The 16,738-nt window shown below is 46.2% G+C and carries 12 protein-coding genes; 3 read left to right on the top strand and 9 right to left on the bottom strand.

All coding sequences use genetic code 11. The features are described 5' to 3' along the window. Nucleotides 1-200 precede the first annotated feature (200 nt). Complete coding sequence (locus AC3CID_RS14715) at nucleotides 201-1,391, top strand: 3-phenylpropionate MFS transporter (RefSeq protein ID WP_488526708.1); 1,191 nt, start codon at nucleotides 201-203, stop codon at nucleotides 1,389-1,391. A gap of 110 nt (nucleotides 1,392-1,501) precedes the next feature. After that, on the top strand, nucleotides 1,502-4,933 hold the full coding sequence (locus AC3CID_RS14710; RefSeq protein WP_162838729.1) for a hybrid sensor histidine kinase/response regulator: 3,432 nt from the start codon (nucleotides 1,502-1,504) through the stop codon (nucleotides 4,931-4,933). A gap of 124 nt (nucleotides 4,934-5,057) precedes the next feature. Here AC3CID_RS14710 and AC3CID_RS14705 read toward each other — a convergent pair whose 3' ends face one another. The 4 genes from AC3CID_RS14705 to AC3CID_RS14690 form a co-directional block, all read right to left on the bottom strand. Further along, on the bottom strand, nucleotides 5,058-6,443 hold the full coding sequence (locus AC3CID_RS14705; RefSeq protein WP_488526707.1) for a class II fumarate hydratase: 1,386 nt from the start codon (nucleotides 6,441-6,443) through the stop codon (nucleotides 5,058-5,060). A gap of 12 nt (nucleotides 6,444-6,455) precedes the next feature. Continuing rightward, entirely contained in the window at nucleotides 6,456-6,842 is a 387-nt protein-coding gene (locus AC3CID_RS14700) for a hypothetical protein (RefSeq protein WP_488526706.1), read from the bottom strand. A gap of 211 nt (nucleotides 6,843-7,053) precedes the next feature. Next, nucleotides 7,054-8,757, bottom strand: a complete 1,704-nt coding sequence (locus AC3CID_RS14695; RefSeq protein ID WP_054548240.1) for a sodium:solute symporter family protein — start codon at nucleotides 8,755-8,757, stop codon at nucleotides 7,054-7,056. A gap of 10 nt (nucleotides 8,758-8,767) precedes the next feature. Beyond that, nucleotides 8,768-9,034: a DUF4212 domain-containing protein gene (locus AC3CID_RS14690; RefSeq protein WP_004729726.1), complete on the bottom strand. Its 267-nt coding sequence runs from the start codon at nucleotides 9,032-9,034 to the stop codon at nucleotides 8,768-8,770. A gap of 426 nt (nucleotides 9,035-9,460) precedes the next feature. Between AC3CID_RS14690 and AC3CID_RS14685 the strand changes: the two genes are divergently transcribed. Then, complete coding sequence (locus AC3CID_RS14685; RefSeq protein WP_488526705.1) at nucleotides 9,461-11,212, top strand: potassium/proton antiporter; 1,752 nt, start codon at nucleotides 9,461-9,463, stop codon at nucleotides 11,210-11,212. On the opposite strand, the gene AC3CID_RS14680 is transcribed toward AC3CID_RS14685, so the two are convergent. The 5 genes from AC3CID_RS14680 to pyrB form a co-directional block, all read right to left on the bottom strand. Continuing rightward, entirely contained in the window at nucleotides 11,209-11,838 is a 630-nt protein-coding gene (locus tag AC3CID_RS14680; protein ID WP_004729724.1) for a response regulator transcription factor, read from the bottom strand. The two genes, AC3CID_RS14685 and AC3CID_RS14680, sit on opposite strands and share 4 nt — an antisense overlap. 212 nt (nucleotides 11,839-12,050) lie before the next feature. Beyond that, nucleotides 12,051-13,931 (bottom strand): protein-disulfide reductase DsbD, encoded by a 1,881-nt coding sequence (locus tag AC3CID_RS14675; RefSeq protein WP_488526704.1) that lies wholly within the window; start codon nucleotides 13,929-13,931, stop codon nucleotides 12,051-12,053. A gap of 175 nt (nucleotides 13,932-14,106) precedes the next feature. Next, nucleotides 14,107-14,595, bottom strand: coding sequence for an arginine repressor (locus tag AC3CID_RS14670; RefSeq protein WP_009844705.1), 489 nt, complete (start codon nucleotides 14,593-14,595; stop codon nucleotides 14,107-14,109). 326 nt (nucleotides 14,596-14,921) lie between these two features. Then, entirely contained in the window at nucleotides 14,922-15,386 is a 465-nt protein-coding gene (pyrI, locus tag AC3CID_RS14665; RefSeq protein ID WP_004729721.1) for an aspartate carbamoyltransferase regulatory subunit, read from the bottom strand. A 15-nt stretch (nucleotides 15,387-15,401) separates the two neighbouring features. Further along, nucleotides 15,402-16,331 carry an aspartate carbamoyltransferase gene (pyrB, locus tag AC3CID_RS14660; protein ID WP_004729720.1) on the bottom strand — a complete coding sequence of 310 codons (930 nt, stop codon included), beginning with the start codon at nucleotides 16,329-16,331 and terminating at the stop codon, nucleotides 15,402-15,404. Between the last annotated feature and the right edge of the window lie 407 nt (nucleotides 16,332-16,738).

Raw genomic sequence — 16,738 nt, 5'->3', positions numbered from 1 at the left:
GACAAAATACCAGCGAAGCTCCAGACGACTTTAGTCTAAATGAGAGTATGGGTATTGATGAGCCTGAGATATCTCGTTGAAATGCGATATCCAAGTAAATTGAATATAGGAATAGCATCCCAGTAATAATTCCCTTTTTCATCGTATGCGAGATAGGCATAATTGGTGCTGCCTTTTTCCGCACACTTTATAGGTTATTTATGTTTAGCCCTTCACCCTATGGCTGGATCTCTCAGTATTTTCTTGGTTTCTTTTTTGCGTATGGCGTGTACTTGCCATTTTGGGCGTTGTGGTTTGAAGACCAAGGCGTGTCTGCTGGTGATATTGGTGTATTGATTGGTATCGGCTTTGCGACGCGTTGTGTGGCCAACCTAGTGATTACGCCACGTATCCATAAAGTTGAACACTTGATGCCAGCTTTACGCTGTTTGAGTTTCGCCGCGCTGTTGTTTGTAGGCTTCCACTTTTTCACGGGTGGCAGTTTTATACTGATGTTGCTGGCAACGGTACTGTTTAACCTGTGTTGTGGGCCGATTATTCCTCTTTCTGACGCAATGGCTAACCATTACAGTCGTCTTAAGATGCTCGACTACGGCCGAACTCGCCTTTGGGGTTCGGTTTCTTTTATCGCGGGTTCAACCGTGGTTGGTTATCTAGTGGCTGAATTCGGTACTGACATGATTTTGTATACTGCGCTTGCCGGTGTGTTGTTGTCGTTGATTCTTGCGATGAGAAATCCCAATGTGATGCCAGTAACACAATCTGAGCAACAAGCGGTGCGACCAAAACTAGGTGAGTTACTGCGCGAGTCATCAGTGGTGAAATTTTTAGCCTTGATGGCACTGTTGCAAGGTAGCCATGCGGCTTACTACAGTTTTAGTGCAATTTATTGGAAAGAAGCCGGTCACTCAGAAGCGATCATCGGTTATTTGTGGAGCCTTGGTGTTGTCGCTGAGGTGGCCGTATTTGCGTTAAGTAAGCGCTTATTCTCTGGTTGGTCACTGCGTACTCTGTTCGTGGTAGCGGCAATTGGGGTGATGGCTCGTTGGGGTATTACCGCTTCTACCACAGCAATTTTCGCACTGGTTATGGTGCAGCTGCTGCATGGTGTGACGTTTGCTATGGCACACATCGCAGCGATTCAATACATCCAATCTGAAGAACAGAACAAGATGGTTGCGCTACAAGCTCTCTATAATGCGATTCCATTGGGTGCATTTATCGCACTAATGACCACCTTAAGTGGTTGGGGATATGAGCTTTGGGGTGCCAATATTTTCTGGGGTATGGCCGCAATGGGAGCACTTGCCTTGTTTATTAAGGTCGATGAAAGAAGCTCCGTGGTTGAGGTTAATCAAACAGCCTCAGCTCAATCTGATGCTCAGAATTAAAGCCTAAAGCACAGAATTTAAGCGATGCGATTGAGTTAAACACACTTCCCTAGTTAAATGAAACCTCTCCCTTATGGAGAGGTTTTTTTATGGATGAAAAAGGGTTTTTAATGCAAGGATGGATAGTAATTCCAGTCTCTTTAGCCTATTTGGGCGTGTTGTTTTTGATCGCTTGGTATGGAGACAGGCAAGTTCGTTGGCTATCACGCTGGCGTCCATGGATATATAGCCTTTCTATTGCGGTGTATTGTACCTCTTGGACCTTCTATGGAACGGTCGGGCAGGCCAGTAACAATCCTTGGTCATTCTTACCCATCTACCTCGCCCCTATTTTAGTTTTCACGTTGGGGTGGCGGATCTTAGCTCGGCTGATCCTCATCGCCAAGCGTGAACACATCACCTCTATTGCCGATTTTATCGCGGCTCGTTATGGAAAATCTCAAGGCTTGGCGGTGGCGGTGACCATTATCGCTGTGGTTGGCATTCTTCCTTATATCGCCCTGCAATTGCGCGGTATTACCATGGGCTTAGATATTGTTGCGCCAAACCTAGCCACTGATTTTGGTTATCAGGACTATCACGTCTCTTGGTTTGTGGTCGGTGCATTGGCCATTTTTACGATGTTGTTTGGCACGCGACACATCGATAACACTGAACACCACCGTGGCATGATGATGGCTGTAGCGTTTGAATCCATCGTTAAGCTCGCGGCATTTTTGATTGTTGGCTTGTTCATCATGTACCTGGCGGTGAGCAGTGATAAAATCGACCTGCTTGATGTGGCGGCTTCCACCTATGAATCGCCGAATATTCCGACCTTAATTATTCATACCGTTTTAACCATGTTGGCGATTGTCTGTCTGCCGCGCCAATTCCACACCATGGTGGTTGAGAACGAACGTCCTCAAGATTTGCATACTGCTCGCTGGCTGTTTCCGCTTTATCTGATTTTGATGGGACTGTTCGTGCTGCCAATTGCTTGGGCAGGACAAGGGTTGCTCACTGACATGCCGGCTGATACTTACGTTATCAGCGTGCCAATGGCAGAAGGTGCCAATCACATTGCTTTGTTAGCTTTCCTCGGAGGTACTTCGGCGGCGAGTGGCATGGTGATTGTATCGACCATCGCATTAGCGATCATGGTATCGAATGATTTAGTGATGCCATTGCTGCTGCGCCGTATGCGTCTAACCCAAAGAACACATCGACATTTTTCTGGCCTGTTACTGGTGATTCGACGCGGGTTAATTTTGCTGCTGTTACTTGGTGCTTGGTTGTTTTATCAGGCCCTCGATACTATCCATTCATTGTCGGCTATTGGCTTTCTTTCTTTTGCTGCGATTGCTCAGTTCGCTCCTGCATTAATTGGTGGATTGTACTGGCGTCCCGGAAACCGAAAGGGTGTCTATGTCGGTTTGCTTGTCGGTTCGGTGATCTGGCTGATTACCCTGATGAGTCAAACCAGCATGCTAGCGGGCGATAGCGAAAGTAACTTACTGCTTTGGATTATCACGCCGCCAGAACTGCTGAGAAGTTGGGATGTTAGCAGCTCTAATTGGGGCATAGTGCTGAGTATTTTACTCAATACCTTGTGCTATGCCGTGGTCTCGATGACGACCAGACCAAGCCTAAGTGAGCGCTTACAATCGGCAGCATTTGTTGGTACACCACTGCCTGAAAATGAGAACATCAGCCTCTATCAGAACCGTGTGACAGTCGCAGAATTAGAGATGTTGGCATCGCGTTTTGTGGGTCGAAAGCGAGCGAAAAGCGCCTTACACAGCTATTGGCAACAACACGGCCAGCCGTTACTTCCTAATCAACAAGCACCTGCAAGCCTGATTAGACATGCAGAGCGCGTGCTTGCTGGGGTGTTCGGTGCTTCGTCTGCTAAGTTAGTACTCACTTCTGCTTTACAAGGCAGAAACATGCAGCTTGAAGAGGTTGCGACTATCGTTGATGAAGCCTCTGAGCTGTACGACTTCAGTCGTGGTTTACTGCAAGGTGCGATTGAACATATTGGCCAAGGTATTGCAGTAATCGACAAACAAATGAGGCTGGTGGCGTGGAATCAACGTTACTTAGAACTGTTTGAGTTCCCTGCTGGCTTGATTCAGGTTGGTCGACCCATTTCAGATGTGATTCGCCATAATGCTGAGCAAGGTTTGTGTGGTCCTGGCGACCCGGAAGATCACGTACGCCGCCGTGTTTATCACCTTGAACAAGGCACCCGACATACTTCTTCTCGTATTCGTCCTGATGGTCGAGTGATTGAGGTGCAAGGTAACCCGATGCCAAGCGGTGGCTTTGTGATGAGCTTTACCGACATCACGGTATTCAGACAAGCAGAGCAAGCGCTAAAAGATGCCAATGAAAGCTTGGAATCGAGAGTGCATGAGCGTACTCAAGAGCTAGAAAAACTGAATCATCGCTTGGTAAAGGCGACGCAAATCTCTGACCAAGAATCACAATCCAAGAGTCGTTTTCTTGCGGCTGTGAGTCACGATTTGATGCAGCCATTAAATGCTGCTCGCTTGTTTGCTTCTTCGTTATCTGAGGTCGCCAAAGAACAAGAGGTCAAACAGCTTTCTTCTCATATCGAAAGTGCGCTTGGTGCGGCTGAAGATCTGATTGGTGATTTGTTGGATATCTCTCGCTTGGAATCCGGCAAGTTAGAAACCAATATTCATGCGATTGCCGTGCATGATGTACTAACCAATTTGAATGCGGAATTTAGCGCTTTAGCGATACAACAAAAAATCCAGTTTCAAATGATCCCATCGTCATTGTTCATTCATTCTGACCCTAAATTATTAAGACGCGTGATTCAGAACTTTTTGACTAATGCGTTCCGCTATAACCCTGAGGGCAAAGTGGTCCTCGGTGTGAGACGAGTGAATGGTCAGGTGCGAATCGATGTGTGGGATAACGGAACCGGTATCGATGAAGACAAGCAACAAGAGATCTTCGAAGAATTTACTCGTGGTAGCCAAGTGCGTGCTGATCAGGGGTTAGGGCTAGGATTAGCCATCTCCAAAGGTATTGCCCATGTGCTTGGTCATCAAATATCGATGCGTTCATGGCCGGGTCAAGGCAGTGTCTTTTCCATCACCTTAGCGAGAGCTGAAAAGGTGGCTCCGGTTGTACAAGCTTCGACGCCAATGGCGACCAGTGATATCGAGCACTTGAAAATATTGTGTGTCGATAATGAACGAGAGATTTTAGTCGGTATGGAGAACTTGATTGGTCGTTGGGGTTGTGAGGTTAAGACAGCCGTTGATCTAGTTGAAAGTTTGAAGTGCCTAGATGATGGTTGGCAGCCGGATGTGATTTTCTCTGATTATCGTTTGGATAATGGTCGAACTGGACTCGAAGTCCTGCAACAGTGTCGTTTACGTCTTGGGGACTCTTTTGAAGGGGTCATCATCAGTGCTGATAGAACCGATGACATGCTGGCGGCGATAAAAGCCAATAGCTTCAGCTTTATCGCTAAACCCGTCAAGCCGCTAAAACTCAGAGCGGTCTTAAATCGGGTGAGCTAATTAGGAATAATCAGCTCGAATTTCTAATTAATGAACGGATGTAGAAAAGGCCTCGGATGAGGCCTTTGTTGTTTCAGTAAGGATCGTTAATGCCTGTTCGCTTTTTAACTAACTAACTAACTAACTAACCGGCAATACCACCCTGCGTCAGTTTGGTTGGATCAAGTAGCTTGCTAAGTTCTTCTCGGCTGAGATCAGTTTCTCTTTCTGCCACATCAAGAATCGGTAAGCCCTCTTTATAAGCTTTCTTGGCAATATCTGCTGCCTTTAGATAGCCAATCACAGGGTTGAGCGCTGTCACCAGAATTGGGTTCTTTGACAGTGCCAAATCGAGATTGTCTTGGCGCACGGTGAAGGTAGCTATCGCTTTATCAGCCAGTGCGACTGAGCTGTTTGCTAACAACTCTATGCTTTCTAGAACGTTATGAGCAATAACCGGCAGCATCACATTCAATTGGAAGTTACCCGATTGGCCAGCAATCGTGATCGTGGTGTCATTACCAATCACTTGCGCCGCCGCCATGGCAGCAGCCTCTGGAATCACAGGGTTGACCTTTCCTGGCATGATAGACGAGCCCGGTTGCAGCGCTTGTAACTCAATTTCCCCTAAGCCAGCCAGCGGGCCTGAGTTCATCCAGCGAAGATCGTTTGAGATCTTGAGGATCGCAACTGCTGCAGTTTTAAGCTGACCAGAAAACGCAACGATCGCGTCTTGGCTGCTGAGGCTAAAAAAGAAGTTTTCACTCGAGGTAAAACTGATCTTTGTCGATTGAGACAGGTTACTCGCAAACTTATCGGCAAAGCGTGGGTCGGCATTGATGCCCGTACCTACCGCTGTGCCACCTTGAGCAAGCGCCTTGATTGCTGGCAAACTGCTTTCAATGGCTTGCTTGGCGTGTTCAATCTGGAACTTCCAACCACCAAGCTCTTGAGCAAAGGTAATCGGCATCGCATCCATTAGGTGAGTACGACCTGTTTTTACTACCTCAGCAAGCTCTTGCTGTTTAACGGTAAGTGCTGCAGAAAGGTGAGCTAATGCAGGCAACAATTTGTTTTCTGTCATCAAAGCAACGCTTATTTGGATCGCCGTTGGCACGACATCGTTACTGCTTTGACCCATGTTGACGTGATCATTGGGGGTCACTTCGCCTTGCAGGCTTCTTGAAGCGAGTGTAGCAATCACTTCGTTAGCATTCATGTTGGAGCTAGTGCCAGAGCCCGTCTGATAGACATCAATAGGGAATTGCTCGAGGTGTTTACCCTCAATGATCTCTTGGCTTGCTTCGGCAATTGCGTTGGCAATATCACCTTCTAATAAGCCTAATTGAGCGTTGGTATCGGCGGCGGCTTGCTTAATTAACGCCAGTGCTTGAATAAAGCTGGTTGGCATCTTGTGCGAACTAAACGCAAAGTTATCCGCGGCACGTTGAGTTTGTGCCTGGTATAGAGCATCGGCAGGAACTTTAACTTCGCCCATGCTGTCTTTCTCAATCCGAAATTCTTGGGTCATGTTCTATCCTTGTTAGCCAAGTGGGGCTTGGACTTGTTGTAGTGTCTGGCTGATATTCAAAAAACGCGCTTGGCCGTGCGGTTGCTGGCGGTAGTAGCGTTTTAAATAAAATAGTGGAGAGTGAATAGAGTCTAGGCAGATATGACGAAAGGCGAAACTACGGTCAGGAGACTCAATCGCTTCAATTAAATGAAAGAAAACTTGGCGCAGGTACAGTTCGCACAACAAGATATTTTCTTGAGCGGCATGCTTTTCATAGTAAGCCGAAAGCGTGAGTGCGCATTCGATATAGTCTCGAATCACAAACGGTTCGTTACCTTGAACTTGCTCTAATGAAGCAAAGCGATCCTGTGCTTTGTAAAATCTCGAATAGAGAACCTGCTGCTCTTTCATCATCATTTGCATCTCTTTAATGGATGTTAATGATAATTATTATCAAATGAGAATTTAAAAACAACCCTTTCTTTAGTCTTTTTATAAAATGGCAGGAAAAAAGAAAAAGCCGATACATAAAGTATCGGCTTTCTTGAGTCAGTACCTAATCCCTACAATGTAAGTACTGATTCATTTTCTAAGTGCTTCTTATCCTAGTCACTAAGTAGCGAGCTTCTTAGTGGTCGTGAGCTTCACCAGCACCTTTAGGATAACGGATAGACTCAACCATCTCTTGTACATCTTCAGGAACTTCAGCGGTCACTTTGTTCACTGCAATTGATACTACAAAGTTTAGACACATACCTAGCGTACCGATGCCTTCTGGGCTGATACCAAACCACCAATTTTCCGGTGTGCTTGCTGCTGGGTTAATGAACTTGAAGTAGATGATGTAGCTTGCTGTGAAGGCAATACCTGACAACATACCTGCAATAGCGCCTTCCTTGTTCATCTTCTTGTAGAAGATACCTAGGATGATGGCAGGGAAGAAGGATGCTGCGGCTAAGCCGAAGGCAAACGCTACTACCTGAGCTACGAAACCTGGTGGATTAATACCTAAGTAACCAGCACCGACAATCGCGACCATGGCGGCCAAACGAGCAGCTAATAGCTCCTGCTTGTCGGTCATGTTTGGTCTAAAGCCTTTCTTCAACAAGTCATGTGAAATCGACGTTGAGATTACCAATAGTAGACCTGCGGCTGTTGATAGTGCGGCTGCTAGGCCACCGGCTGCGAGTAGTGCTACAACCCAGTTAGGTAGTTTTGCTAGCTCTGGAGAAGCCAGTACGATGATGTCACGGTTAATCTTCATCTCGTTGCGTTCGTCGCCCGAGTAGAACATTTTGCCATCGCCGTTCTTATCTTCCCAACCAACTAGGCCAGTGCTTTCCCAGTTTTTGTACCAGCTTGGTGCGTCTGCTGCTGCGACACCTTGCATGTCAGGACCGTTAATCGTTTCAATCATGTTAACACGAGCGAACGCTGCAACGCCGGGTGCTGTTGTGTATAGCAATGAGATGAACAGTAGTGCCCAACCCGCTGAGATACGAGCATCACGTACTTTTGGTACTGTGAAGAAACGAATGATTACATGTGGAAGACCCGCAGTACCGACCATTAGAGCTGCACAGATGAAGAATACATCCACCATGCTCTTGTTACCTTCGGTATAGGCGGTAAATCCGAGCTCTTCGGTTAGGCCATCCAGTTTATCAAGAAGATAAACATCCGTGCCAGATAGCGTTGAACCCATACCAACTTGTGGAAGTGGGTTACCCGTCATCATGATTGAGGTAAAGATTGCTGGAACAAGAAAGGCGAAAATGAGGACACAGAATTGAGCTACCTGCGTATAAGTGATGCCTTTCATGCCACCAAGCACTGCGTAGAAGAACACAATACCCATACCAATGATGATGCCTAGGTTAATATCAACTTCTAGGAAACGAGAGAATACAACGCCAACACCACGCATCTGGCCTGCAACGTACGTAAATGATACGAAGATTGCACAGAATACCGCTACCATACGTGCTGTTTTCGAGTAGTAACGTTCACCGATGAAATCAGGAACCGTAAACTGACCGAACTTACGTAGGTAAGGTGCTAAACATAACGCAAGTAGTACGTAACCACCTGTCCAACCCATTAGGTAAACCGCACCGTCGTAACCAACGAATGAGATGATACCTGCCATTGAGATGAACGATGCTGCCGACATCCAGTCAGCGGCTGTTGCCATGCCGTTTGCTACTGGGTGTACGCCGCCGCCAGCAACGTAGAATTCACTAGTTGTTCCAGCGCGAGCCCAGATTGCGATGCCGATATATACTGCGAAAGTAATACCGACGAGAATAAACGTCCAAGTTTGAATATCCATGTTCTAGCCTCTAGTCTTCCTGTACGTTGTATTTTTTGTCCAGCTTATTCATGCGAACAACGTAAATAAATATCAACGCCACGAAGGTATAAATTGAACCTTGTTGAGCGAACCAAAAACCTAGCTTAAATCCGCCAAATTGAATGGTATTGAGGACATCCACAAATAAGATGCCAGCGCCGTAAGACACCACAAACCATATTGCGAGTAGTGTTCCCATTATTCCCAAGTTTTCCTTCCAGTAGGCTTGAGCATGTTCCGTAGATTCGAACGCCATTGCCTTCTCCTTTATTCCGTTTTCGTAGAAACCGTTTTTGTGAAACCGTTTTGTAAAATAGCGTGTTAACGTAATGTTACGATTTAGAATGTAGCAAGGATAAGTCAAGGGATCTGTGCAACTTTAGTCGGGATGGTATTAGCGCTAATGTACTGAAATATGGGAGCTAGGAGACATAACCATAGAAAAATGTGATGTTACAGTATTGTTAAATTAGCCAAAGGTCTAACAAAAAGGGATGAATTAGACTGCGAGTCATAAAATTTAACAACTAAATGACCGAGAAACGGTATTTAGCTCTGCTTATGACACGAAGCGAAACATAAGTTTGTTATAGTAACTAAGGCACTTTCACCGACCGTGCCTTGCTAAACGGCAGAAGATCAACAGGCTTAAAGCTCGGATTTTATTCTTTGGGGGAACGAATTGGACGCAATAACCATTAACCACTTATTCTTGACTGGTGCCGTACTCATCGCCATCAGCGTACTTTTCTCACAAGTGTCCTCTCGATTGGGCGTTCCTATTCTTTTGATCTTTTTGTTCGTTGGTATGTTAGCGGGTGAAGATGGACCCGGTAATATTCATTTCGATGATTACTCACTGACCTACTTGGTGAGTAACCTTGCGCTTGCTGTGATTCTGTTGGATGGCGGTATGCGAACCAAGGTAGCGAGCTTCAAGGTCGCTTTCTGGCCTTCGCTCTCGCTGGCGACGATAGGTGTCGCATGTACAGCAACCTTAACCGGATTAATGGCGGCTTGGCTGTTTGACTTGTCATTAATGCAGGGCATCTTGGTCGGGGCGATTGTTGGCTCAACCGATGCGGCAGCGGTATTCTCTTTGTTGAAAGGGCAGAGTCTCAATGAGCGTGTGGGTTCAACTCTAGAGATCGAATCAGGCACTAACGACCCAATGGCAGTCTTTCTGACGGTGACCTTAATTGCGCTGTTAGGTTACCCTGACGCTGAGATGGGAATGAACTTCCTACTGCAAAGTTTTGCGATGCAGTTTGGTATCGGTACTCTTGTTGGTATCGGCGGCGGCTGGGTTCTATGGAGCTTAATCAATCGAGTACAGCTGGCTGATGGCCTTTATTCCATTCTGGTACTCAGTGGAGGCGTGGCTCTGTTTGCGTTCTCTAACATGCTTGGTGGTAGTGGCATCTTATCGATTTACCTAGTCGGTCTATTCATTGGTAATCGTCCAACTCGCTCTCGACACTCTATTCTTAATGTTCTTGATGGCATGACGTGGCTAAGCCAGATCGTGATGTTCTTGGTGCTGGGGCTATTGGTTACGCCATCGACCTTAATGGACATTGCACTTCCTGCGTTAGCACTGGCTTTCGGTATGATTTTGTTTGCTCGTCCAGTGTCGGTTTGGTTGGGTTTGCTGCCGTTCAGAAGCTTTACCACCAAGGAGCGCTGGTTTGTCTCTTGGGTCGGTTTACGTGGTGCAGTTCCGATCATTTTGGCGGTTTTCCCGATGATGGCAGGCCTGCCAAATGCTCAGCTGTATTTCAATATCGCCTTCTTCGTGGTTATGGTTTCGTTGATTGTTCAAGGCGGCAGCTTAATGAAAGTCGCAAGACTCGCTAAAGTGACCTTACCACCAACGCCGACACCTATTTCTCGCACCGGTATCGAGATTTACCCGACCAGTGAGTGGGAGATGTTTGTCTACAAGCTGAAAGAGGAAAAGTGGTGTGTCGGTGAACCGCTCAAGCGTTTATCGATGCCTGAAGGGACGCGCATCACCGCACTGTTTCGACAAGATGCCTTACTTCACCCATCGGGCAGTACCATATTAGAGGCGAACGATATTCTCTGTGTACTTGGTCAAGATAAAGATCTAAATAGTCTAAGTGAGCTGTTCAGTGAGGCACCTTTGGCAGAAGAAGCCGCTCGATTCTTTGGTGACTTCTTCTTAGATGTTGGGTTATCGGTCGCTGCGGTAAGCGATTGTTATGGTATTGAACTTGGCTCGGAAGAAGAGCGAGAAATGACGCTAAAACAATTGGTTGATCAAGAGCTTGGTGCACACCCGGTATTAGGCGATAGCTTTGAGTGGCATGACATCACTTGGGTGGTTGCAGATATAGATGATCATAAAGTCGTCAAGCTGGGTTTATGTTTGCCTAAGACGACTTTAGAAGAGGATGTAAACGAAGCTTAATTGTGGATTTCTTGTAGCAAGATAACTGCTTGAGTTCGGTTTTTCACATCCAGTTTACGGAAGATGGCTGTCATATGTGCCTTGATGGTCGCTTCCGAAACATTCAATTCATACGCGATTTGCTTGTTCAGCAGACCGTCCGATAGCATTCCTAACACCTTGTATTGTTGAGGCGTCAATGTGGAAAGCTTTTCCGCAAGGTCGCTACAGGCTGCATTGTTGGTGATCAGCCCTTCAGGGAAGAACGGGTCGCCATTCAGCACTTGATTGAGTGCGCTGACCAATTCACGCATATCACTCGACTTAGGAATAAAGCCAAAGGCACCGTGGCTCTTTACTTGAGTTACGACGCTGGCATCCTCACTGGCAGAGATCACTACAATCGGTAAATCTGGATATTCAGCACGCAGTTGAATTAAGCCAGACATCCCATTAGCCCCCGGCATCTTAAGGTCGAGAAGCAACAGGTCTGGTTCATCTTCTTTCTTTAGCAGAGTCAGTAAGGCATCGAGGGAATCAGCCTCAAGCAGGTTCGCACCACTGATCGCCATATGAACTGACTGAAACAGGGCGTTGCGAAAAAGAGGATGGTCATCAGCAATGATGATGGTATAGGTCGAGTCCATGACGTTCATACTTTTAACAATTTAGTTAATATTTATTATCATCCTGATTGAGTATGTGGACAATATCTATGCATGAAAAGTCTGAACCATATCGACTTTTATCCCCGGAATAAGAAAGCGTTACTCTGAATAGCAAAAAAGCCGCACTGCCATCTCGTTACTGAGGGGCGGTGCGGCTTTCGTTTAGGCGGATATTCCGGTGAATATTGCCGTTATAGCTGGTGGTCTTGCATATGTTTTAAGAATACATCTGCAGGCATAAAACCAGTGACACGAGCATTTGGAACATGGTTACCCTCACCATCCCAGAACTCAATTGTTGGTAAGCCCAGCACCTGTAATTGTTTAAGCAGTTCAATGTCTTGAGGCATGTTTCTCGTTACGTCAGCCTGAAGCAGGACGAAATCAGAAAGCTTGCTCTCAACATCAGCTTGGTGGAAGGTGTACTTCTCAAACTCTTTACATGCCACACACCAATCGGCGTAGAAATCGAGCATCACTGGTTTGCCGAGTTTCTTGGCTTCGATGAGCTGGATTTCTAACTCTTCAACCGTGTTGACGCGTGCAAATTGGATTTGTTGCTCAACCACAACGCTCTTTTCTGCGAACCAGTAATTGAGTGCAGGTTGAGCTGATGCGAACAGGCCAAGCATCGCGATGATACCCACAGCGCTCTGTTTCCAACCACCGAATGGCAGTGCATTCTTGCTGTGGTAAAGCCAACCAAAGGCGATGAACCCAAGACCAGACCAAAGTACCGTTGCCCACAATTCAGGAATAATTCGCTCTAGCAGGAAGATAGGTGCTGCCAGCAAGATAAAGCCGAATACGATCTTCACCTTGTCCATCCAGCTACCTGCTTTTGGTAGTAGCTTATTACCAAACACCGCAACCAAAATCAGCGGAATACCCATACCCATCGCTAACGCATAAAGAGCGATCGCTCCGGTTAATAGGTCGCCACTTTGAGCCACATACAGCAGTGCACCTGACAGTGGCGCTGTGGTACAAGGTGAACATACCAAGCCAGAGATAGCGCCCATTGCGAACACGCCCAAGGTATTGCCACCTTGTTGCTTGTTACTTTGGTTGTTAAGCCAAGTTTGGATGCTGCTTGGTAGTTGTAGGTTATAAACGCCGAACATCGACATCGCCAACGTCACGAACAGAACACTCAGCGCGATTAATACGTAAGGGTGCTGCATGGCAGCTTGGAACTGCATACCTGCTGAAGCAACCACTAAACCTAATAAGGTGTAGGTTAACGCCATGCCTTGCACGTAGATGAAAGACAGCATCAGCGCACGACCTTGGCTGAGCTTGCCGCCACCTAATACGATACCCGTCAGAATTGGGTACATAGGCAGAACGCACGGCGTAAAGGCTAAGCCAACACCGAGTGCTAAGAATAATAATGGAGTCCACCAACTGTCACCCAGCTTATCGGCTAAGCCTGCTTCTTTTGAAACGGGAGTATTGGTTTGTTGAGTGGTATTGCTTGCTGCGTCAGCTGTAGGAGAAGAGGGTTGTACTGATTTGTCCGCTTCACCTGCTGCATCAGAAGAACCTTGTGAGGCACCGCTATTTTGCACATCACTGTTTTGCACATCACTGCTTTTCATATCGCCAGAACTCGTCGCAGTAAACGGTTCAATATCGATTACTCGAGTTTCTGGTGGGTAGCAGAAACCAGCATCTGCACAGCCTTGATACTTAACGACCAGCTGTGAGCCGTCTTGGTAACTCTGTAGAGGAACTTGCACGAATAACGGCTGAGTATAAATGCTTACCTCACCGAAGAATTCATCTTGGTGTGGTTGGCCATCTTCCATTTCAACGTTGCCGATAGCGAGGTTTTGGCCTGTGAACGAGAGGCTATGTTGATAGAGGTAGTAGCCCTCTTTTACTTGCCAGTCGAGAAGAACCTTGCCGTCTTGCTGGTAGTAATTGAAAGGGAAAGCTTGGTCTACAGGGACAAAACCGTTGTTATTGCCTCCGAAGCTTGGCTCGGCGTTGTCGTTTCCAAAAAGCGCCCACGCAGGCTGGGTGAACAGGGAAACACAAACAAAAAGTAATGTGGCAAGTCGTCGCATACTATTTAGTCATCAAAATGGAGTTGAAGGTATCTTAACTCAATCAGACCGTAATAGTTTGTGATTAGTTTCATCGACCAGCAAATATCCGCTAGGGCGGGTGAGCCACTTTCTTAGGCAGTCGAGAGAGGGTTAGCTGCGCAACTGCAGTGAACAGCCCTTGCCAATAAGACATTTAAGCCACTCCTAAGCGTGCTCTTACTACTTGTTCGCAAGCATCTATATTCGTGGTGTCTTTCGGAATAATTAGCACGGTGTCATTGCCGCCAACCGTACCGATAATCTCGGTATGTGGGTCGATATCGACTAATCTTGCGACCAACTGTGCGCAACCAGGGTTTGTTTTTACAATCACCATCGCTTGGTTGTGAGTAATTAATTCGATTTGTGATGAGATTGAGGCATCGACACGCACAGGCGCGCTTTCAACCGTGATGCAGTAAACCTTTTTGCCACAGGCATTCTGAATTTTGACAACGCCAAGCTGTGACAAAATGCGAGAGACGGTCGATTGACTGATACCTGTATAGCCAATATCGACGAGTTTCTCGCGCAGTTGGTTCTGGGTCGAGAAGCTTTGCTGTTGTAGTAAGCGTTTGCACGCGGCAGTCAGTGTTTTATCTTCAGCTGAATACAAGCAACCGTGCTCAGTGATTTGGTTCATGAACAACTCCTTAAGGTCAACGTGTTGATATCGCTTGTCCATAGCGCAGAACGCACTCCCAAAGCCGTAGAGTACGATTGTTAATTAGGGCTTACCGATGAACCCCGAAATAAGAGGGAGGGTATGCGAGATGTATGATCATCTATGCATTGAGTCTACCACTAAAGGATAGTTATCTTTTTGAAGGCGATCACCAAACAAAATTCTGGTTAATTGCTTTTATTGTGGAGTTTTATTCTTTGGTTAAATGGATATTTATTCCGCGTTGGGAATAAATATCCATAAGTTATGAAGGGTTTTTGTTGCGGAGGTAGTAGCGCTAAGGGTTAGCGAATTTCACTCATGATCTCGCGAGAGAATACTTTTTCACAATAGTGACATTTTAACTGTACGTTTTCGTGTTTTAGCTGCACTTTAAAGCTACTTTCGACAGGTTCACCGTGTGAAATACAGTTGCTATTTGGGCAGGCGAACACACTGTTGATTTGTTCTGGCAGTACAAGTGTGAGCTTGTTGACCACTTTGTACTCTTCAATCTGATTCACTGTCGCTTGTGGAGCGTACAGAGCCAATTGATTGGCTTGTTCCTTGGTCAGAAAGATGTTCTCAATCTTGATTAGGTCTTTGTTGCCGAGCGCTGATGATGGCAGGTTTAACCCCATCGTGATGCGTTGCTCTGTTTTATGCAGCTTGAACAGTTTGAGAATTTTAATCCCAAGATGAGCAGGGATGTGGTCAATGACGCTGCCGTTACGGATCGCTTCTACTTGTAGCTGAGTTTGTTTAACCATGACTGTATCTCCTGCTTATAAAGTGTCGTTTAGAACTAGGGCTAATAAAGCTTCACGTGCATACACACCGTTTTCGGCTTGTTCGAAGTAGTAAGCGTGTGGCGTTTTATCGACGTCAGTTGTGATTTCGTCGACGCGTGGCAGTGGGTGAAGTACCTTCATGTTTTGGCGAGCGTCTTTCAGCGTATCGGCCGTCAGAATGTAAGCCGATTTCATGTGTGCGTATTCTGACGCATCAAAGCGCTCTTTCTGTACGCGAGTCATGTACAGAACATCCAGTTCAGGCACCACTTCTTCAATGCTGCTGTGGGTGCTGTATTGGATACCCATCTCTTCTAATTCTTCACAGATATAATCTGGCATCGCTAACACTTCTGGCGCGATAAAGAAGAAACGCACGTTATTGAATTTTGATAATGCTTGCGTCAATGAGTGCACGGTACGGCCATATTTTAGGTCGCCAACGAATGCCACATTGAGGTTATCGAGCGTGCCTTGCGTTTCGTAAATCGAGAACAGATCCAACAAGGTCTGCGTTGGGTGTTGGTTCGCACCGTCGCCACCATTCACAATTGGCACACCGTTAGAGAATTCAGAGGCTAAACGTGCTGCGCCTTCTTGTGGGTGACGCATCACAAAGGCATCGACGTAAGAAGAAATGACCTGCACCGAATCGGCAAGTGTTTCGCCTTTCTTAGCCAGTGATGTGTTTCCGCCATTATCAAAGCCGATGACGGTTCCGCCAAGACGCTGAACTGCGGTTTCAAATGAAAGGCGAGTTCGAGTTGAAGGTTCAAAGAAGCAGCTCGCGACAACCTTATTTTTCAGCAGCTCTGGATTTGGCTCTGCTTTGAGTCTTGCGGCAGTATCGACGATAAGCTCCAGTTCATCACGAGAGAGCTCTGGAATGGAGATGATGTGCTTGTTAAATAACGAATGCGCCATAACGGGTCTTCCTTTTTCTATGCATACAGTCAAATTGCGGACAAAAAAAAGCCCCCTAAAAATAGGAGGCTTCGAAACGATCAATAGAGCAAAATAAAAATGACACCAACGCCATTCTAAGGCGTATTGGTTGACAATCATGTGCGACAAAATTGCGGTTCATTTTTTGCTCTCTTAAGACAAATTGCGGAGGATTATACTCAGATAAAAAGTCCATGCAATACTTTCTGTAAAGTATTCATTTAATGGATTTTTATGCGAAATAACGTCCATTTTAAGCTTCCATTTAAGCCTTTGTTGGAACTGAGAATCTCAGGCTTTTTTAGGTAATAACCTATTCAACTACATGAAAAAAAATGCGAGCTTTATCCAAGGTCAAAATCCCAAGAACGCCACCCGCATTTCCC

Source organism: Vibrio sp. QJM3NY_21 (genome assembly GCF_057785975.1).
This window is presented reverse-complemented; position numbering and strand designations above follow the sequence as displayed.